General features: G+C 56.8%; 16 protein-coding genes and 2 pseudogenes. 12 read left to right on the plus strand and 6 right to left on the minus strand.

The annotated features are described in order from the left end of the window. Positions 1–76 precede the first annotated feature (76 nt). On the plus strand, positions 77–997 hold the full coding sequence (locus BMX75_RS16310; protein ID WP_092829715.1) for a PHP domain-containing protein: 921 nt from the start codon (positions 77–79) through the stop codon (positions 995–997). Between the two features lie 48 nt (positions 998–1,045). Then, positions 1,046–1,669, plus strand: a complete 624-nt coding sequence (locus tag BMX75_RS16315) for an L-threonylcarbamoyladenylate synthase (RefSeq protein WP_092829717.1) — start codon at positions 1,046–1,048, stop codon at positions 1,667–1,669. A gap of 55 nt (positions 1,670–1,724) precedes the next feature. On the opposite strand, the gene BMX75_RS16320 is transcribed toward BMX75_RS16315, so the two are convergent. Both BMX75_RS16320 and BMX75_RS16325 read right to left on the minus strand, forming a co-directional pair. Beyond that, on the minus strand, positions 1,725–2,663 hold the full coding sequence (locus BMX75_RS16320; RefSeq protein ID WP_092829719.1) for an ion transporter: 939 nt from the start codon (positions 2,661–2,663) through the stop codon (positions 1,725–1,727). A 38-nt stretch (positions 2,664–2,701) separates the two neighbouring features. Continuing rightward, positions 2,702–3,583 carry a CYTH domain-containing protein gene (locus BMX75_RS16325; protein WP_092829721.1) on the minus strand — a complete coding sequence of 294 codons (882 nt, stop codon included), beginning with the start codon at positions 3,581–3,583 and terminating at the stop codon, positions 2,702–2,704. A 117-nt stretch (positions 3,584–3,700) separates the two neighbouring features. On the opposite strand from BMX75_RS16325, the gene BMX75_RS16330 reads away from it, so the two are divergent. From BMX75_RS16330 to argA, 3 genes are all read left to right on the plus strand, one after another. Beyond that, positions 3,701–4,381, plus strand: coding sequence for a TIGR00153 family protein (locus BMX75_RS16330; protein ID WP_092829723.1), 681 nt, complete (start codon positions 3,701–3,703; stop codon positions 4,379–4,381). Between the two features lie 45 nt (positions 4,382–4,426). After that, a complete protein-coding gene (locus BMX75_RS16335) occupies positions 4,427–5,692 on the plus strand; it encodes an inorganic phosphate transporter (protein ID WP_092829725.1) in 1,266 nt (421 codons plus the stop codon). Between the two features lie 163 nt (positions 5,693–5,855). Then, positions 5,856–7,172 (plus strand): amino-acid N-acetyltransferase, encoded by a 1,317-nt coding sequence (argA, locus tag BMX75_RS16340; RefSeq protein WP_092829755.1) that lies wholly within the window; start codon positions 5,856–5,858, stop codon positions 7,170–7,172. Positions 7,173–7,276: 104 nt separating this feature from the next. On the opposite strand, the gene xseA is transcribed toward argA, so the two are convergent. Both xseA and BMX75_RS16350 read right to left on the minus strand, forming a co-directional pair. Beyond that, the gene (gene xseA / locus BMX75_RS16345; protein WP_092829727.1) at positions 7,277–8,623 is read right to left on the minus strand and encodes an exodeoxyribonuclease VII large subunit; all 1,347 of its coding nucleotides are present in this window, start codon (positions 8,621–8,623) and stop codon (positions 7,277–7,279) included. 4 nt (positions 8,624–8,627) lie between these two features. After that, complete coding sequence (locus BMX75_RS16350) at positions 8,628–9,218, minus strand: DsbA family oxidoreductase (RefSeq protein ID WP_092829729.1); 591 nt, start codon at positions 9,216–9,218, stop codon at positions 8,628–8,630. A gap of 173 nt (positions 9,219–9,391) precedes the next feature. Here BMX75_RS16350 and guaB point away from each other — a divergent pair, with 173 nt between their 5' ends. From guaB to BMX75_RS16365, 3 genes are all read left to right on the plus strand, one after another. Continuing rightward, positions 9,392–10,861 (plus strand): IMP dehydrogenase, encoded by a 1,470-nt coding sequence (gene guaB, locus BMX75_RS16355; protein ID WP_092829731.1) that lies wholly within the window; start codon positions 9,392–9,394, stop codon positions 10,859–10,861. Positions 10,862–10,950: 89 nt separating this feature from the next. Next, a complete protein-coding gene (gene guaA, locus BMX75_RS16360) occupies positions 10,951–12,528 on the plus strand; it encodes a glutamine-hydrolyzing GMP synthase (RefSeq protein WP_092829733.1) in 1,578 nt (525 codons plus the stop codon). Positions 12,529–12,850: 322 nt separating this feature from the next. After that, on the plus strand, positions 12,851–14,611 hold the full coding sequence (locus BMX75_RS16365; protein WP_092829735.1) for a retron Ec67 family RNA-directed DNA polymerase/endonuclease: 1,761 nt from the start codon (positions 12,851–12,853) through the stop codon (positions 14,609–14,611). 189 nt (positions 14,612–14,800) lie between these two features. On the opposite strand, the pseudogene BMX75_RS16370 reads toward BMX75_RS16365, so the two are convergent. Further along, positions 14,801–15,178: pseudogene (locus BMX75_RS16370) on the minus strand (IS30 family transposase); the annotation flags it as partial. A 168-nt stretch (positions 15,179–15,346) separates the two neighbouring features. Then, positions 15,347–16,186 carry a DMT family transporter gene (locus BMX75_RS16375; protein ID WP_092829737.1) on the minus strand — a complete coding sequence of 280 codons (840 nt, stop codon included), beginning with the start codon at positions 16,184–16,186 and terminating at the stop codon, positions 15,347–15,349. A 99-nt stretch (positions 16,187–16,285) separates the two neighbouring features. Between BMX75_RS16375 and BMX75_RS16380 the strand changes: the two genes are divergently transcribed. The 4 genes and pseudogenes from BMX75_RS16380 to BMX75_RS16395 form a co-directional block, all read left to right on the plus strand. Beyond that, complete coding sequence (locus BMX75_RS16380) at positions 16,286–17,194, plus strand: LysR family transcriptional regulator (RefSeq protein ID WP_245748610.1); 909 nt, start codon at positions 16,286–16,288, stop codon at positions 17,192–17,194. A gap of 82 nt (positions 17,195–17,276) precedes the next feature. Beyond that, on the plus strand, positions 17,277–18,251 hold the full coding sequence (locus BMX75_RS16385; RefSeq protein WP_092829741.1) for an Rpn family recombination-promoting nuclease/putative transposase: 975 nt from the start codon (positions 17,277–17,279) through the stop codon (positions 18,249–18,251). 91 nt (positions 18,252–18,342) lie between these two features. Continuing rightward, positions 18,343–18,654: a DUF1153 domain-containing protein gene (locus tag BMX75_RS16390; RefSeq protein WP_092829743.1), complete on the plus strand. Its 312-nt coding sequence runs from the start codon at positions 18,343–18,345 to the stop codon at positions 18,652–18,654. A gap of 35 nt (positions 18,655–18,689) precedes the next feature. After that, positions 18,690–18,930, plus strand: a pseudogene (locus BMX75_RS16395) (hypothetical protein); the annotation flags it as partial.

An 18,930-nucleotide genomic window follows, 5' to 3' on the forward strand; every position in this document is an offset into this window, starting at 1 on the left:
TTGACCGGACCGGTATAAGCGAGCACCATATCGCCTCAACCTAAACCTTATTCTGACAAACTCGCCACACGGCGTCATGCCTATGCCCCGACTTCCTGCTACGTTCGAGACCGACCAGCGTTACCCCGTTGATTTGCATATGCATTCGACGGCATCCGACGGCGCCCTGACGCCGACGCAACTCGTCACGCTGTGCGCCGAACGAGGGCTGACGCACATGGCATTGACCGATCACGATACCATGGATGGCGTAGCGGAGGCGGGCCAGGCGGCTGAATCCGCGGGCATTTGCCTGCTGCCCGGCTGTGAGTTATCCACTCGCTGGCAGGGTATCAATATTCACATGGTGGCGCTGATGCCGGGCGGCCTCCAGGGCCCGCTGGTCGAAGGGCTGATCCACCAGCGCGAGGCGCGTATCAAGCGCGCTGACGTAATCGCCGAGCGGCTTGAAAAAGCCGGTCTGATCGACGCCCTGGCCAAGGCCCGCGAGCAGGCGGGGAGCGACCGGCCGCTGGGGCGCCCCGACTTTGCCCGTGCGCTGGTGGCAGATGGCATGGTGGCCGATTGGGCCAGCGCCTTTAAACGCTTTTTGGGCAGTGGCAAGAAAGGCGATGTAAAGGCCCACTGGCCGGAAATCAGCGAGGCGGTGGGCTGGGTGGTGGCGTCGGGTGGCGTGGCGGTACTGGCCCATCCGCTGCGACACGGCCTGACCCGGCGCAAGCGTGGCCTGTTGATGGATACCTTTCAGGCCGCTGGCGGCCAGGCGGTGGAGCTGGTCAGCGGCCAGCAAAACCCGGACAGCACACGCGACCTGGCACGCCAGCTGGTGGAGCGCGAGCTATACGCCTCGATGGGCAGCGATTTTCACTTTCCCGGCAGCCACGCCGCCCCCGGCAGCATGAGTTTGATACCGCGCACCGCGGCGCCCCCTATCTGGCAGCATCCGCGTTTACGCCACCTGCTGGACGCACCGGCTGGGCCTCTGGCCGCTGCGTAAGCTAAGGTAGGCGGTAGGATCACTAATACCCACAGGCAGGAGTACGCCATGAGCCAATACTTTCAGATTCATCCCGAGAATCCGCAAAAACGCCTGATCGACCAAGCCATCGAGATTATCCGCAAAGGCGGCGTGGTGGCGTACCCCACCGATTCCGGCTATGCGCTGGGTTGCCACCTGGGCGAGAAAAAAGCCATCGAGAAAATCAAATGGCTGCGCTCGCTGGACGACAAGCACAACTTCACCCTGGTGTGTTCGGACCTGTCGCAGATCGGCACCTACGCCAAGGTCGATAATGACGTGTTCCGGCTGCTCAAGGCGCATACGCCTGGCCCCTACACCTTCATCCTAGACGCCAGCACCGAAGTGCCGCGCCTGCTGCTGCACCCCAAGCGGCGTTCTATCGGCGTTCGCGTGCCGGACCACCGCATCACCCACGCGCTTCTGGAGGCGCTGGGCGAGCCGCTGATGAGTGTCACCCTGATTCCCGTCGGCGAGGACCTGCCGATGAGCGACGCCGAGGACATCCGCGAGCGCTTTGGCGCACACCTGGATCTGATCATCGACGGCGGCGCCTGTCACCTGGACCCCACCAGCGTCATCGACCTGCGCGAACTGCCGCCCAAGATCGTTCGGGAAGGACGCGGGGATACCGCGCCGTTTAACATTTAAGTGGCTGGCGTTAAGCGCTTGAACGCTTAACGCCCTTAGCGTCTTTCTCCGCGCCTCAGGTGTCACCCGCCTGGGGCGCGTTTTTGTCTGTGCCTTCGCCGTTGTCGTCTTTCTTTTCTTCCTCTTTCTTTTCTTTCTCTTTCTTGCGCGGGTCTTCAGTGTCTTCATCCAGCCAGGTGCCGCAGCGCAGGCAGTAGTAGGCGCTTTTTTCGTGGCGGTCGTGGCCGCAGCCGGGGCAGGCTTCGTCCGAGTAGCGATCCTCGCGGATAGAACGGATGACCTGGGCAGAGAACACCCCGGTGGGCACGGCGATGATCGAGTAACCGAGCAGCATCAACACCACGGTGATGGATTTGCCGAGAGGGGTGGCCGGGACAATATCGCCGTAGCCCACCGTGGTCATGCTGACGATCGCCCAGTAGATCGACATGGGAATACTGGTGAAGCCGGCTTCTGGGGATTCGATCACATACATGAGCGCTGCAAACAGCGTGACCACCATGAAAATGCTGAAGAAGAACAGCAGGATCTGGCGCAGGCTGCGCTTCAAGGCGTCAATTAACAGCCGTGCTTCACCGACAAACTCCATCAGCCGCAGAATGCGGAAAATCCGCAACACCCGCAGAATTCTGACAATCACCAAGCCATGGGCGCCGGGAATGAGCAGGACCAGCCAGGTAGGCAGAATGGCGATCAGGTCGACAATGCCGTAAAAACTTTTCAAGTATTGGGTGGGCCGCTCGAGGCAATATATGCGCAGCAGCAGCTCGATGCTGAACAGCAGGGTAAATATCCACTCCAGGACATAAAAAAGCGTGCCGTAGCGGGCGGCATAAGCTTCGACGCTGCTCAGCAAAATCACGCCGACGCTGAGCAAAATCGCCAAAATCAAGCCGATGTCGAAGGCTTTGGCCCCTGGCGTGTTCGACTCGAAAATGATGTGGAAAAGCTTCGTGCGCAATCCTTCTGCGCCCGGGTGCAAGGGAAAGTTCATCAATACCGTCCTGAAGGTGCCGTTAAAGCCGTCAACGTCTAGCGTAGCGCGGTTTGATACGCCAGGCGATGGGCAAAGGCCAACGCCGCCTGTCCGTAGGCAAGGTTGGGCGGATCAGCGGTTTCCAACGCACGGCGCATGGTTTCAACGTCGAAGCGCGCCTGGTCGTTAAGCGTCGGGTCTGACGCCAGCGTGGTGAGCGCTGCCTGGGCGATAGCCAGGTGATCGGCGAGGTGGCTGTCATGGTAGGCATCCAGCGCCAGGGTGGCGCGGTGCATCCACTGGGCAGGCGTTGTTGCCTCGGGCAGTGGCCATTGTTGGGCGGCCAGGGCCGTGCCGCGGGCCGCCTTGCTGCTGTCGGAAGGGCGCAGGGGCACCTGCTCGGCAAGTGCCAGGGCCGTGGACCAGAGCGATTCAGGCTCGCCCTGTTTGAGTTCCAGCTCGGCCTCGCAAATGCTCGTCCGATAGCCGCCGCTGTGGATATCGCCCTGATCCAGCGCCAGTTCGATATGGCTTTCCGGCCCTGCCAACTGCCAGCTGTGGCGCACAAAATCGGTATTCAACTGCGCCACCAGGGCGGGGATCGACTCGGCGAGCGGCCCTTGAAAAGGCGGCAGTTCGGCCAGGCGCTGGGTATCCAGCTCAAGGGTCGGTACCGGCCATTCCCATTCCTGGCGCTCGGAAAACCCGCCGCCACCGTGACCCGCTGTCTTGACCGTCTGCAGCACCTGGTCATCCACCTGGCGAAGCCGCACGGCGATGCGTGCTTCTGCAAGCGCTCCCTTGGGCGTATCGAAATAGGTGTTGATAAGCGTTTGCCGTTTGGGTGTCAGCGACTGCAACAGGGGATGCTGGAAAAGCAACGCTGGCCCACCGGGGGCGAGGGCAAGTTTCAGTTCGATCTCGGTGGGTGTTGACATGACGCTAGCTACCCCTGTTCGATGAATTTTTAGTGAACTTTTCATGACGTCGCGCAGCACAGTCACTATACTGTCGCCGTTATTTCATGGCTTCCCGAAAACAGGCGTAAAGGCTTTATGGTTACCTCTAACCCCTTCTCCGCGATGTTTGGCCGCTCGCCATTCCAGCCGCTACTCGCGCATATCGTCAAGGCAAACGAATGTGCTGATCAACTTCTGCCATTCTTCGAAGCGACGCTGGCCGGCGATTGGGAGAGCGCCGGGCAACTGCGCGAAAACGTCACGCGCTTGGAGCACGATGCCGACGTACTCAAAACCGAGCTGCGTCTGAATCTTCCCAACACCATGTTCCTGCCCGTCTCGCGTTCTGATCTGCTCGACCTGATCAGCGTACAGGACAAGATTGCCAATAAGGTGCGTGACATTACCGGCATTATGCTGGGCCGTAAAATGACCGTGCCCAGCGAACTGGCCGACCCCATGCGTGACTATATCCGCACCAGTGTGGCCTGTGTGGCGCAAGCCCGCCAGGCCCTGGAAGAACTCAAGGACCTGTTGGAGTCAGGCTTCGGGCGCAACGTCTCGGATGTAATGCAAAACATGATTCGCGAACTGCATACCCTAGAGCACGAGGCGGACGGCCAGCAGGTGGCGATCCGCCGTCAACTGTTCAGTCTGGAAAGCGAGTTGCCGCCGGTCGATGTGGTGTTCTTGTACCAGATCATCGATTGGGTGGGCGAACTCTCTGACCGAGCCGAGCGGGTGGGCAGCCGCCTGCAGATCATGACCGCCAACTAAGTTGATCCCGACCTAATATCTGATCCCCCAAACAAGGGAAGCGTTATGCAGATCATTGCTCAGCACGGTGATATTTTTATCATCCTGGCCTGTCTTTTCGGCTTTTTCATGGCCTGGGGTGTGGGGGCCAACGATGTGGCCAACGCCATGGGCACGTCGGTGGGCTCCAAGGCCATCACCATCAAGCAAGCGATCATTATCGCCGTTATCTTTGAATTTCTTGGCGCCTGGTTGGCAGGTGGTGAGGTGACCGCCACCATTCGGGGCGGGATGCTTGACCCGGCATTATTGGAAGATAACCCCCAACTGTTGGTTTACGGGATGCTGTCGGCGCTGTTGGCGGCTGCTATTTGGCTAATGATTGCCTCGGCACGGGGCTGGCCAGTGTCAACCACCCACTCGATCGTAGGCGCTATCGTCGGGTTTGGTGCGGTGGGGTTGGGTATGGAAGCCGTCGCTTGGGGCAAGGTAGGCCAAATCGCGTCCAGCTGGCTGGTTTCACCCTTGCTTGCCGGTAGCATCGGCTTCTTGCTGTTCAAGTCTGTTCATCACCTGATTTTTGTGAATAGCGACCCCTTTACCGCCGCGAAACGTTACGTCCCGATGTATATCTTTCTGGTCGGTTTCGTCGTTGCCATGGTGACGTTAACCAAGGGGTTGACTCATGTAGGGTTAGATCTCAGTTTTGGCCAAAGCTTTGTGGTTTCCATCCTTATCGGGCTGCTTGTGATGGGACTTGGTATTGTGATGGAGCGCCGTGTGAAATACGTCCATAACGTCGATGACCACTTTGGTTATGCCAACGTTGAGCGCGTGTTTGGCGTGTTGATGATCTTTACCGCCTGTGCGATGGCCTTTGCCCACGGCTCGAACGACGTGGCCAATGCGGTTGGCCCGCTGGCCGCGGTGATCAGCGTCGTGCGCAGTGACGGGGTGATTGACAGTGCCGCGCTGGTACCCTGGTGGGTGCTTATACTGGGCGGTGGCGGTATAGTATTTGGCTTGGTGACCTATGGTCATAAAGTGATTGCGACTGTAGGTACCGGCATTACCGAGCTCACGCCGAGTCGGGGGTTCGCGGCCACCTTGGCGGCGGCCACCACCGTGGTGCTTGCCTCGGGCACTGGCCTACCGATTTCCACTACCCACACGCTGGTCGGGGCAATTCTGGGCGTTGGCCTGGCCCGCGGCATGACCGCGCTAAATCTGCGCGTGATCGGCACGATCGTGATGTCCTGGCTGATTACGCTGCCCGCCGGCGCAGGGTTGGCGATTCTGTTCTTCTTTATGTTCAAGGGCATGTTCGGGTAAGCGGCGGGCACGCAGCCACTGATATAGCCTGCCAAGGCACGAAGTACGCCCATCCAGCGGCATCTTCTTTATGCATAAGTGCATTAGAAGGTGCCGCTATTTTTTGCGCTCTGGTAAAGTAAGAGCAAGCTTTTTCATTCACCTGCTGCCGGAGAGCGGCCCCTTGGATACACGTTTCCCCTTTGTCGACTGGTTTCGTAATGCCTCCCCCTATATCAACGCGCACCGGGGGCGAACCTTTGTCATCTTGATTGAAGGCGAAGCCATGGCGTCTGGCCGAGGGGAGCAGCTGATCCAGGATCTGGCGCTGCTGCACACCCTGGGCGTGCGCCTGGTGGTCGTGTTCGGCATTCGCCCTCAGGTGAATGAAGCGCTCACCGCTGCGGGAGTCGAGCCCACGCGCCTCAATGGCCGCTGGGTCGCTGACCGCGCCGTCATGGCCCATGTCGAGCAGGTGGCGGCGCACCTGCGATTGTGGCTGGAAGCACGGCTTTCATTGGGCCTGCCCAGCACCCCGTTGCATGGCGTGGAACTCAGCGTGATCTCTGGGAACCTTGTCACGGCCAAACCCCTGGGGGTGCGCGAAGGCATCGACTTCGACCACAGCGGCGAAGTGCGCCGTGTGCGGGCAGATGCCATTCAAGGCCTGCTGGACAAGGGCTCGCTGGTGTTGCTGCCGCCGCTGGGATTTTCCAGCACCGGCGAGGTGTTCGACCTGGACGCCTCGGAAGTCGCCCAGCACGCCGCGGTGGCGCTCAAAGCCGACAAGCTGATTCTGCTGGGCGAGTCCGAAGGCCTGGAAGACGAGCAGGGCGCACTGCTGCGTCAGCTTTCTCCCGCTGATGCCGAGCCGCGCCTGCAGCAGGCTGTTCCAGGCAGCGAACTGGCCCGCCACCTGAACGCTGCCTGCACCGCCGCGCGGGAAGGCGTGGCCCGCACGCACCTGCTTTCCTGGCGCAACCACGACGCCTTGCTGGGGGAGCTCTTCACCCGTGACGGCGTGGGGACGATGATCACCCAGCACCGCTATGAGCAGCTGCGCCCGGCCACGCTCAACGATGTGGCGGGCCTGCTGGAGCTGCTGGAACCGCTGGAAAACCGGGGCATGCTGGTGGCACGCTCCCGGGAGCGGCTCGAGCACGAAATCGACGATTACATGGTCATCGAGCGCGACGGCATGGTGATCGGCTGTGCAGCGCTGCATGTCTTCCCGGATGCGGGCGTAGCCGAGCTGGCCTGCGTGGCCGTGCATGGCAACTACCGGGGCGGCGAGCGCGGCGAGCGGTTGGTCGAGGCCCTGGAACGCCGTGCCCGCCAGCGCGCAGTGCAGGAAATGTTCGTGCTGACCACCCACACCGCGCACTGGTTTGTGGAGCGGGGCTTCCGCGCCGCCAGCCTGGAAGAGCTGCCGCCGCTGAAGCGTGAAACCTACAACCACGCGCGCAAATCCAAGGTGCTGATCAAAACGCTGGCGGGGTAGTCAGGGCGAGAATGGCCGTGATGCGCTGTCATGCGGTATACCCGAGCGGTAATTTGTGAGCGTTAATCGTGCGATACGGTCCCTGAGCTTACCGATCGGGAATTTTAAGTATTTTTGTAGCGCCGTTTTACTTCCACGCTCAGTTTGCCTTCGCCTAGCTGTAGCTTGAGCTTCTGGCCGGGCGTGGTTTCTTCCGCGCTGCGCACGATCTGCCCCTGCTCGTCCTGGGCGATGGCATAGCCGCGCCCCAGTACCGCCAGCGGGCTGACCGCATTGAGCTCCCGGGCGGCACTGGTTAACCGGGCCTGGCGAGTTTCCAGCTGGCGCTGTATGGCAACGCCCAGGCGGCGACGTAACAGGCTTACCCGTTCTTGCTCGGCACGGTGCAGTTTGACCATGTCCTGGCTGGCCAGACGCCTGCTCAATTGGGATACCTGGGCTTTCTGCTGGGTGAGCGTTTGCTGCATGGCGCGGCTCAAGCGCTGGTGGAGCGCGGTTAAATGCTGGCGCTGGCGATTGAGCTGCTCGCCGGGGTGGCGCAAGCGAGCGCGCAGGGTATCCAGCCGCTGACTGTCCCGCTCCAGGCGTGCCTGCATGGCCCGCATCAGGCGGTTTTCATGGTGGTCAAGCTGGCGCTTGAGGGTGTGCTGGTCGGGCACCAGGCGCTCGGCCGCGGCGGAAGGCGTGGGTGCGCGCATGTCGGCGGCAAAATCCGCCAGGGTGATATCCACCTCGTGGCCCACCGCCGACATCACCGGCAGCCGCGAATGGAAAATTGCCCGCGCCAGGTGCTCGTTGTTGAACGCCCACAAATCTTCCAGGCTGCCGCCGCCGCGGGTGATCAGGATGGCATCGCGCTCCGGGTCCAGTCGCGCCTGGCGATTGAGCAAGGCCAGCGCCGATATCATCGCAGGCGCCGCCTCGGCTCCCTGTACCGGCACCGGAATCAGCGTGACATCCGCCAGCGGCCAGCGGGAGGCCAATACCGCCAAGACGTCGCGAATGGCTGCGCCCGTCGCCGAGCTTAAAATCAACAGCTTGCGCGGCGGAAAGGGCAGGGGACGCGCATTGGCAAACACGCCTTCGCCATCCAGTTGGGCTTTCAGGCGCTCGAACGCCGCCAGCAGCTCGCCCAGCCCCGCAGCCTGAACGGCCTCGGCAATCAGCTGGTAATCGCCGCGGGGTTCGAACAGCGACACCCGCCCGCGCAGCTTGACCTGATCGCCATCGCGCATTGGCGCAGACACAAACCGCGCCCGCTGACGAAACAGCGCACAGCGAATCTGCGCCCGGTCGTCCTTCAAGGTGAAATAAACATGCCCGGACGCGGGGCGCGAGACGTTGGAAAGCTCGCCCTCTACCCATACCTCGCCCACGTCGCGCTCGAGGGTCTGCTTGGCGCGCTGATTAAGCTGGCTGACGGAAAGCGCCTGGGGTGTGGAAGAGGACATGACGTTAAGCGCGCTCGGTGAGGAAGTGTTTCAACGCCGCCGGGTCGGGGACGCCCTGGATCGTTTCGCCGTCGATGATCAAGGTGGGCACCGACTGGATGCGCGCTTCGTCAACCGCGTGGCGCAGTGCCGCCTGATGGCGTTCGCGGTAATCGCCCTGTTCCAGCGCTTCCAGCACCGCCTGGCGCTCCAGCCCGACGGAATCGGCAATGTCGGCCAGCACGTTCGGGTCGCCAATATCGCGCTCCTGCTGGAAGAACGCTTTCAAGGTGGTCATCGAATAGGCGTGGCCGACGCCGTGGTCTTCCGCCATGGCGAAGACTTCAAAGGCCTTGTCGGTGCGCGGCTGCGGCGAAATATTGGGCAGCTTGATGGGCACGCCGAGTTTCTCGGCCATGGGGTAGACCGCCTCGCGCCACACTTTGGGCAGGTAAGGGTCTTCGACCTTCAAGGTGGGCACCGGCGCCGGGCGCAGCTCGAACGGGCGCCATTGGATGTCGACGTCCAGGCCTTCGGTGGCCTCGGCAAGCACCTCTTCGGCCAGCAGGCAGAAGGGGCAGACGTAATCGCTGTAAACAATGATTTTCTGGGTCAACACGCACCCCTTGGGTCGGTAAATGAGTCGGCTATCAGGCTACCATCAATCGTCATTATCCATTGGTATAAGCGTAATGGCGTCTCTGCATTGCTGGAACAGCCCTCTACCCGTTATAATGGGGGATTAACTTTTCACGCCCCGTCTTCCACTTCAAATTGGGTGTTGCCGCTATGCTACGTATGGCTCAAGAAGCACTTACGTTCGACGACGTACTCCTCCTGCCCGGTTATTCGGACGTTCTCCCCAAGAATGTTAACCTTAAAACCCGCCTGACCCGCAATCTCTCGCTTAACATTCCGCTTGTCTCCGCTGCGATGGACACGGTGACCGAAGCGCGTTTGGCGATTGCCATGGCGCAGGAAGGTGGCATTGGTATCATTCACAAAAGCATGACCATGTCGCAGCAGGCCGCTGAAGTGCGCAAGGTGAAGAAGCACGAAAGCGTGATCGTTAAAGACCCGATTACCGTCAGCCCCAAAGCCAAGCTCGAAGACCTGCTCGCCATGGCGCGCGAGTACGGGTTCTCCGGTTTTCCGGTGGTCGAAGGCGAAACCCTGGTGGGTATTGTGACCGAGCGCGACATGCGCTTCCAGCCCAACCATGGCGACAGCGTGGCCGACATCATGACCCCCCGCGATCGGTTGGTCACCGTGCCGGAAGGCACCCAGCTTGAAGAAAGCAAAGCCAAGATGCGCGAACACCGCATCGAAAAAATGCTGATCGTTGACGACGCCTTCCACCTGCGCGGCCTGGTGACCTTCCAGGACATCGAAAAAGCCCGCACCTACCCGATGGCCGCCAAGGACAGCGATGGCCGTCTGCTGGTAGGCGCTGCCGTGGGTACCGGCCCGGAAACCCCGGACCGCATCGCGGCGCTGGCCGAAGCCGGTGTCGACGTGATTGTGGTGGATACCGCCCACGGCCACTCCGAAGGCGTGATTGACCGCGTTCGCTGGATCAAGGAACACTTCCCGGCCATTCAGGTGATTGGCGGCAACATCGCCACCGCCGCTGCCGCCAAGGCACTGGCCGAAGCGGGCGCCGATGCGGTGAAAGTCGGCATTGGCCCCGGTTCTATCTGCACCACGCGGATCGTCACAGGCGTGGGTGTACCGCAAATCACCGCCGTCTCCAACGTGGCTGAAGCGCTCAAAGAGTATGACATTCCGTTGATCGCCGACGGCGGCATCCGTTTCTCCGGCGACCTTTCAAAAGCCATTGCCGCTGGCGCAAGCGCGGTGATGGTGGGTGGCCTGCTGGCCGGTACCGAAGAAGCCCCGGGCGAAGTGGAGCTTTACCAGGGCCGTACCTACAAGGCCTACCGCGGCATGGGCTCCATGGGTGCCATGTCCGAGAATCAGGGCAGTGCCGACCGCTACTTCCAGGATAAAGCCGAAGGCGCCGAAAAACTGGTGCCGGAAGGCATCGAAGGCCGCGTACCTTACAAAGGCGTGATGGGCGCCATCGTCCACCAGCTGATGGGCGGCCTGCGCGCCTCCATGGGTTACACCGGCTGCAGCACTATTCAAGAGATGCGCACCAAGCCGGAATTCGTGAAAATCACCGGCGCTGGCTTTAACGAATCCCACGTCCACAACGTGCAGATCACCAAAGAAGCTCCCAACTACCGGGTGAGCTAACCAGCGCTTTAGTTCAATAGCGGCGGGCATGGCTCGCCGCTTGCTTTTTGGCCTTACCGTGGCCCCGCCCCGCTTAACGAGATACCGCCATGAGTGACATTCACGCCCACAAGATCCTGATTCTCGACTTCGGCTCCCAGTACACCCAGTTGATCGCCCGCCGGGTCCGCGAAATCGGTGTGTATTCCGAAGTTCGCGCCTTCGATATCACTGAAGAAGAGATCCGAGAGTACAACCCCAACGGCATCATCCTTGCCGGTGGGCCGGAATCCGTCACCGAGCTGGATTCCCCGCGCGCGCCGCAGTGCGTGTTTGACATGGGCCTGCCGGTATTTGGCATCTGCTACGGCATGCAGACCATGGCCGAGCAGCTGGGCGGCAAGGTGGAAGGCTCCAACAAGCGCGAATTCGGTTACGCCCAGATTCGCCTGGACGAACCCACTGCGCTGTTCAACGACATCAAGGACCACGTGGACCACGAGACCGGCAAAGCATTGCTGGACGTGTGGATGAGCCACGGCGATAAAGTCGCCCAGGCGCCGGACACCTTCACCGTGACCGCCTCGACACCGAGCTGCCCGATTGCCGCCATGGCCTGGGAAGAGAAACAGTTCTACGGCGTGCAGTTCCACCCGGAAGTGACCCACACGCTTCAGGGCCAGCGCATTCTCGAGCACTTCGTGCTGGATATCTGTAAAGCCGAGAAGCTGTGGACCCCCGCGCAAATCATCGAAGACCAGGTACAGCGCGTTCGCGAGCAAGTGGGCGACCGCCACGTGCTGCTGGGCCTTTCCGGTGGTGTAGATTCCTCCGTGGTCGCCGCGCTGCTGCACAAGGCGATTGGTACCCAGTTGACCTGCGTCTTCGTGGACAACGGCCTGCTGCGCAAGGCGGAAGGCGACCAGGTCATGGAAACCTTCGCCAAGCACATGGGCGTGAAGGTCATCCGCGTGGACGCTGAAGACCTGTTCCTCGACAAGCTGAAGGGCGAAAACGACCCGGAAGTGAAGCGCAAGATCATCGGCAACACCTTCATCGACGTGTTCGACGATGAAGCCAGCAAGATCGAAGATGTGGACTTCCTCGCTCAGGGCACCATCTACCCGGACGTGATCGAATCCGCCGCCAGCAAAACCGGCAAGGCCCACGTGATCAAGTCCCACCACAACGTGGGTGGCCTGCCGGAAACCATGAAGCTCAAGCTGGTCGAGCCGCTGCGCGAGCTGTTCAAGGACGAAGTGCGCAAACTCGGCCTGGAGCTCGGCTTGCCCTATGACATGGTCTACCGCCACCCCTTCCCGGGGCCGGGCCTGGGCGTGCGCATCCTCGGCGAAGTTAAAAAAGAGTACGCCGACATCCTCCGCGAAGCCGACGCCATCTTCATCGAAGAGCTGCGCAACTCCGGCTGGTACGAAAAAACCAGCCAGGCCTTCGCCGTGTTCCTGCCGGTCAAGTCAGTCGGTGTCGTCGGCGACGGCCGCCGCTACGAATGGGTCATCGCGCTACGCGCGGTAGAAACCATCGACTTCATGACCGCCCGCTGGGCGCACCTGCCCTATGAACTGCTGGAGAAGGTATCCAACCGCATTATCAATGAGTTGGAAGGGGTTTCTCGGGTGACTTATGATGTTAGCAGTAAGCCGCCTGCTACTATTGAGTGGGAGTGATCCTGCGTTAGATAGCACCTTGCACTGAACAGTAATAAACACTCTCAAGCCCGCTTTCTAGCGGGCTTTTGTTATCTAACAGAAAATCATAAGTACAAATACAAATAATATTAAGAAAAAATTGAATTTTATATAATTATAGTGTAATTTTTTAGTACGCTCACATGCAGATTTGTTGATTGCGTTTCGCAATCTGTGACAACATCGTCTAAGTGACTCGCCTTCTCGGATTGCTCCATATTGCTTTCCTGAATTACTCGCTAGCGGCGCGTAAGAGTGCATGTGAGCTACTTCTTTTGGCTTTAATGAAAAAGAGTGTAATTTGATTCATAGACGAAACTATTTGCTTCTTAGAAAAGCCAAAACAAAACCTGAGCTAGCATCAATATTGGGTGTTTCAGCGGCTTTTCTTACCAGAACTTTGTACAGATCTGGTGTGAAGTCACACGTAAACTCACACTATCATCAATTCGATATTGCCAAAAAATCAGGTGGTGTCAGAACAATTAGTGCGCCATCAGATGAATTAAAAGATCTTCAGCGGAAATTGTCAGATTTGCTATTGGATTGTAAAGAGGTGATTTATCTTGACAAGAAAGTTGAATGCCTGCTTTCACATGGCTTTGAACGAGAAAGATCGATCATAACGAATGCGCGCATTCATCGTGGTAAAAGAAATGTATTAAATTTAGATTTGGCAGATTTTTTTGGAAGTTTTAACTTTGGCAGAGTTCGTGGATATTTCATTGCCAATAGGGAGTTTGAATTAGATCCGCATATAGCAACCGTTATTGCTCAAATAGCATGCTATAAAGATTCTTTGCCTCAGGGGAGTCCATGCTCCCCAGTTATTGCGAATCTCATAACAAATAGCCTGGATATAAAGCTGTCAAAGTTAGCTAAAAGCAATGGCAGCTCGTATACAAGATATGCTGATGATATAACTTTTTCGACTAGAAAGAAAAGTTTTCCCGCCGCCATTGTTAAAGATGTTAAAAGTATAACACTAGGTTCAAAGTTACTTGGTGAAATAAGGCGTGCTGGGTTTTCGGTAAACCCTACAAAGACTAGGTTGCAATTTAAGGATTCGAGGCAGGAGGCAACTGGCCTAGTTGTTAATAAAAAAGTAAGCGTTAAATCTGAATACTGGCGCTTAACCAGAGCTATGGCTCATTCTTTATTCAAAACAGGGAAATTTCAGATTGCCGAGCAAGATGGTTCTTTTAGAGATGGCCATTTATCAGAGCTAGAAGGTCGATTAACTTTTATTGATTCTATCGACTTTTATAACAACTTAGAAAAAAAGAAACAACCAGAATCAAAATTTGAACCTAAGATACACACGGGAATTAATAAATTTCGCGGAAAATTAAATTCAAGAGAAAAGGTCTATGGGAGGTTTTTGCAATACAAGCATTTTTTTGCAAATGAATATCCCACAATTCTAACTGAAGGTAAAACAGATAGTGTTTACTTAAAAAGTGCTTTAAATCAGCTGCAAGCTTCCTATCCTAATTTAGTTAATTTTAAATCATCTAAAGAGGAGTATTCACCAAAGCTAAAGTTTCCTGACTTAAATCGTAAGACAATGTACTTACTTGATATAGGTGATGGTGCAACATCTTTCTTAAGGTTTGTTCAAAGATATACTGATGATTTAAAGTACTTTGAAGGAAAAAAAGCTAAAAATCCAGTGATTCTAGTGCTTGACAACGACGCTGGACCTAAAGATTTATTAAATCATTTGGTGAAGAAGGTTAAATCATGTCCCGATGATATAGCTGTACTGAAGAGTGGTGGCTATATTCATTTGTTCCATAATTTATATCTTATTTTGACTCAACTAAATGCTGGTGGAAAAGATTCTGCTATGGAAGACCTGTTTGATGCTGAAACTCTCAGCACTGTGATTGATGGAAAAACATTTTCACCAGCCAAGCATATTGATGTAAGCAAGCATTACGGAAAGCATATTTTTTCTACTAAAGTTGTTCGCGCAAATAAAGAAAAAATCAACTTTGATAAATTTAAATACATCTTTAATGAGATCGAGAGAGTTAAGCTGCATTTTTCAACATTATGACAATTTTTTGTATTTTTTATTAGAGTGACTTAAGGTTCTTGGTAAGCTCTGAGCAGAAAAATTCTGCATTGTGTTTTCGAGCCTTATTGCTAAAGTTAAAGCATATGCTACATATAGAGAGGATTCTACCTGCATGCAACATAATGATTTTTGATCGTAGCATGGCGGTCTCAATGACCAAGTGCAACACTATTTTAGCGTGCTCGGGCCGCCGACGGATTTCTTGAGCACCTCGGCGTAGACTTCCAACGGCGTGCGCCAGTCCAGTGTCTTGCGCGGCCGTGTGTTGAGTGAATCGGCGATCTCGTCGAGCTCATCCTGACTGTAGGCCGATAGGTCCGTGCCCTTCGGCAGGTACTGCCTCAATAGCCCGTTGGTATTCTCATTGGAACTCCGCTGCCATGGGCTATGCGGGTCGGCAAAGTAGATCGCTATCCCCGTCTTCTGAGTGATCTCGGCATGTTTCACCATCTCTTTGCCCTGGTCATAGGTCATGGACAGAAGCAGAGCGCGCGGCAACTCATTGAGCTTGTTGAGGAAGCCAGCAGCCGCCGCTGTAGCCGTGGCGACGTCACCCCATCTTCAGTAGCAGCATCACTAACAGTTTTTTTGGTGATGTATTTTCCGCTAACCTTGCTGCCCGTGTTGGAAATGGCCGCGATTCTCTCGGTGCGTTATCGCTCGCTATTCCTATATATACGTCGGTAATTTGAACTCAAACGCATACTATAAAGTCTAATCGCTCCCAGCCACAATCAACATCGTCGCCACAATAGACAACGCTACCCCCGTCATGGTGGTGCCGCTAACCGCCTCCTTGCGAGTCAGCGAGCCAAACACGACTGGTATCAGTGGGTACATCGACACAATAACGATGCTGATAATGGCAAGCTGGCCTTTCTGCGATAACGCATACATCGTTAGCCCCAGTGCGCTGATACCGCCTGCCACCGTGGCGAAAAGCGGAAAGCGTTTTTGTGCTGGCTTGGCGCGTTGGTAAAACGGCAGTAAACACACAGCTCCGCTTAGCATGCATAGAGCGATGCCATACGACGCCGCGTGGTCGGGAACTTGCCCAAGGAAATGCAGTTGCAGGGCAAACCCCAAGCCTGCCTCGAGTCCGAATAATAGGCCTGTTCTGGTTATGCTGTTCATCCGCCCTGTGTTTATCCGGCCGCCGCCCGCCGTTAACCAGATGGCGGGCAGGGCGATCATCACGCCTAGCCATACCCAGGCATTGGGCCGCTCGCCCAGGAAAATCAGCGAGAGTCCAAGGGCAATGGTGACCATCGCGACAGCGCTAACAGGCACCACGATAGCGAAGGGCGCCCGTGATAATCCTTGGTAAAGCATCCATGCCCCAAGGGCGGAGCCGATGCCCGCCAGCGCGCCCCATATCCACACAGTTGGCTCCCAGGTGGAAAAGAGCAGTGCGCCCGCAAATCCGACAAGTGCGCCGCCTAGGTGCGTATAAAACGCAATATTAAGCGGCGGGTAAAAACGGGCGAGCAGGCCATTGATAAAGTGCGTGCTGCCGAGCAGCACCATGGCGCTCAGCGCAAGGGCGATAGACATGCGGGCTCCTGGTCACGATGATAAGGGAAGGGCCAGCATAGAAGTCGCTAACGTGCGGCTTGAAACTCGATTAGGTCATGGTCGCCATGAGGAGTTGTGATGATCAGAGGGGCGGATATCTCCATTGCCCAACTTCGCGCGCTGCTTGCCGTGGCGGAAGCGCAGTCTTATACCCGTGCGGCGGAGCGCCTTGGCGTTAGCCAGTCGGGCGTGAGCCATTCCATGCAGGCACTGGAGAAGCTGGCGGGTGGCCGGCTGATGATAAAAACCCCAGAAGGGCTGGTGCCCACTGCGTTAGGAGAGTTAGTGCTTACTAGCGCCAGGAAGGTTGTAGGTGAGCTTCAGGTATTAAGCCAGCAGGTGGGGCAGTTTCATAACGAGGCGGATGAAGCGCTGAAGATAGGTGTTATTCCCAGTGCGTTATCTGGCTGGTTATCGCCCCAGCTTGCGAGCTTCACGAGCCGCTATCCGGATGCCATCAGCCTTGTTCTGGAAGGCATGGAAGAAGAGATAAAGGAGTGGGTGGAAAGCGGCGTAATCAACATGGGTGTCACAACCGATGTCACTCAGCTTAATCTCACCTACTGGCGTGAGCACTTTGATTGGCAGCTATTAAAGAAGGACGAGATTGTTGCCGTGTTGCCTGCAAATCACCCACTCAGTAAACAAGCCAGCGTGACGGTGGCGGAACTGGCGGAGCACCCGCTTATTATGTCGTCAGGCGGTTGTGAGGCTCTGATCCAGCAGATATTTGCCCACTCGTTGGAGGAAGTCGATACCTTTCAGGTGGATTTCTGGGTTCGCGATACGCGAACGTTATTGCAGATGGTCGCTGGCGATGTGGGCGTGAGCCTGGTGCCCACATTGGCGTTAAATAATAAGCCGACGGCCAACGTGGTGACGCGGCCGTTATCTCCCCGGCGCGACCGGAACCTGATTGCCTTCTGGCCTAAGCGGCAGCCGCTTAATCAGGTTGGCCTGCAATTACTGAGGGAGTGCAAAGCTTAACGAGTTCTTCATTATATCTTGTGAATGTATTACGGGGAGATGGACATGGTAATCTGTCTCGTAACGATTGGCAGAGGTCTCCATGGTCAACAATCACCACGATACTGGCTACAAAGAGCTGTTCAGCTATCCGGAGTTTGTTCAGCAGCTTATCGAAGGCTTTGCCCCCGCTGAGATTGCCCAGTTAATGGACTTTTCTACTCTGAAAAGCCATAGCGGCCACTACATTACGCCTCTGTTCGAAGAAAAAATTGAGGACGTGGTGTGGTCAGTCAACATCAATTGGCAGGGCGTGACCCAAGAGGTGTACCTGTACATCTTGTTGGAGTTTCAGTCCTCGGTGGATCGCACTATGCCGGTTCGGCTGATGCACTACGCCGCTTGCTTCTACAGTGAGTTGCTCAAGCAGAAGGTCATCACACCCGGCCAGGGTTTACCGCCGGTGTTTCCGGTAGTGCTTTATAACGGCTCAGAGCGCTGGTCGGCATCGTTAGATCTCTATGACATGATCATGCCGGAACCGCCGGGTCTCCTGGGGGTCTATCAACCACGGATGCGTTATTATCTGGTCGATGAAGGGCGCTATACTGATGAGCAGTTAGGTTTGGTACAGTCGCCGCTAAGCGGGGTGTTCAGTATCGAGAAGGCTTCCACAAACCGCCAGGGGCTGCAGCAAGCCGTGGATCGAATTGTGGCGATTATTCAGGCCGACCCTCACAAAGAACGTATCGACAAGATTATTACCCGCTGGCTTAAACGCCACCTGCAGCGGCTCGGGGCTGAGGTCGACCTCAATCAGCTCAACAGTTTGGTGGAGGATAAAGACATGTTGGCAGAAAATTTGGAAAACTGGGCGCAGCAAGAGCGTCAGGAAGGCGAGAAGCTGGGTATTGAGAAAGGCGAGAAGCTGGGTATTGAGAAAGGCGAGAAGCTGGGTATTGAGAAAACAGCCCGTAATCTGCTCAAGTTGGGAGTGCTCAGCGATGAGCAGATCGCTGAAGCGACTGGTCTGGCGCTAGATGAAGTGGCGAAGCTGCGCATTGAGGGTAAGGGCTGATCCTTGCTTTCATTTCCGTATTTCCACTTCACACATGAAGTGACCCCCTCCAGAGCTGCACAGGCTATAGTGCAGCTATCAGGAGGATGATATGAGCAACGAACCCTCAGTCAAACGCTGGACCGCCAAGCGCAAAGCCGCTGTGGTCATGGATATCTTCAAGGGCAAGACCACCGTCGCTGAGGTGGCTCGACAGCATGACCTCACCGTCTCGGAAGTCGAGGGCTGGATGGAAGAAGCCCAACGCAACATGGAGAACGGGTTCCGAGCCCGGCCCAAGGATATCCGCGAGCAGTACGAGTCAGATCTGCGGGAAACCAAGGAGGCGCTGGGCGAGGCTCACCTGCAGATCTATGCATTAAAAAAGTTCAAACGCCTGCTCGACGAGGACGAGAACTCGTAAGGTCGTTGCAGGCGGAACTGGCCCAGGAGGGCCACGTGGTATCACTCGTCAAGCTATGCCAGTGGCTGGGGCTCCCCCGACGGACGCTGTACTATCGCCCCAAACCGCGTCGACGGGTGATCAATACCGACCTGGCCACTCGGGTAAAGCTGGCTCTGGAGCGATTCCCCACCTATGGCTATCGTCGTCTAGCGTGTGTACTGGGTGAGAACCGCAAACCGATCCAACGCATCCTGCAGCTGAAGAACTGGCAGGTACGCAAGCGACCGCAGGGCT

The sequence above is a fragment of the Vreelandella subterranea genome (assembly GCF_900111305.1).
GTDB classification, from domain to species: Bacteria; Pseudomonadota; Gammaproteobacteria; order Pseudomonadales; family Halomonadaceae; genus Vreelandella; species Vreelandella subterranea.

Coding starts and splice junctions, on each gene's coding strand:
- BMX75_RS16380 (WP_245748610.1), top strand. CDS start 16,286: ATGATCAGAGGGGCGGATATCTCCATTGCCCAACTTCGCGCGCTGCTT.
- guaA (WP_092829733.1), top strand. CDS start 10,951: ATGAGTGACATTCACGCCCACAAGATCCTGATTCTCGACTTCGGCTCC.
- BMX75_RS16385 (WP_092829741.1), top strand. CDS start 17,277: ATGGTCAACAATCACCACGATACTGGCTACAAAGAGCTGTTCAGCTAT.
- guaB (WP_092829731.1), top strand. CDS start 9,392: ATGCTACGTATGGCTCAAGAAGCACTTACGTTCGACGACGTACTCCTC.
- BMX75_RS16325 (WP_092829721.1), bottom strand. CDS start 3,583: ATGTCAACACCCACCGAGATCGAACTGAAACTTGCCCTCGCCCCCGGT.
- BMX75_RS16320 (WP_092829719.1), bottom strand. CDS start 2,663: ATGAACTTTCCCTTGCACCCGGGCGCAGAAGGATTGCGCACGAAGCTT.
- BMX75_RS16310 (WP_092829715.1), top strand. CDS start 77: ATGCCTATGCCCCGACTTCCTGCTACGTTCGAGACCGACCAGCGTTAC.
- BMX75_RS16375 (WP_092829737.1), bottom strand. CDS start 16,186: ATGTCTATCGCCCTTGCGCTGAGCGCCATGGTGCTGCTCGGCAGCACG.
- BMX75_RS16315 (WP_092829717.1), top strand. CDS start 1,046: ATGAGCCAATACTTTCAGATTCATCCCGAGAATCCGCAAAAACGCCTG.
- BMX75_RS16335 (WP_092829725.1), top strand. CDS start 4,427: ATGCAGATCATTGCTCAGCACGGTGATATTTTTATCATCCTGGCCTGT.
- xseA (WP_092829727.1), bottom strand. CDS start 8,623: ATGTCCTCTTCCACACCCCAGGCGCTTTCCGTCAGCCAGCTTAATCAG.
- BMX75_RS16330 (WP_092829723.1), top strand. CDS start 3,701: ATGGTTACCTCTAACCCCTTCTCCGCGATGTTTGGCCGCTCGCCATTC.
- BMX75_RS16390 (WP_092829743.1), top strand. CDS start 18,343: ATGAGCAACGAACCCTCAGTCAAACGCTGGACCGCCAAGCGCAAAGCC.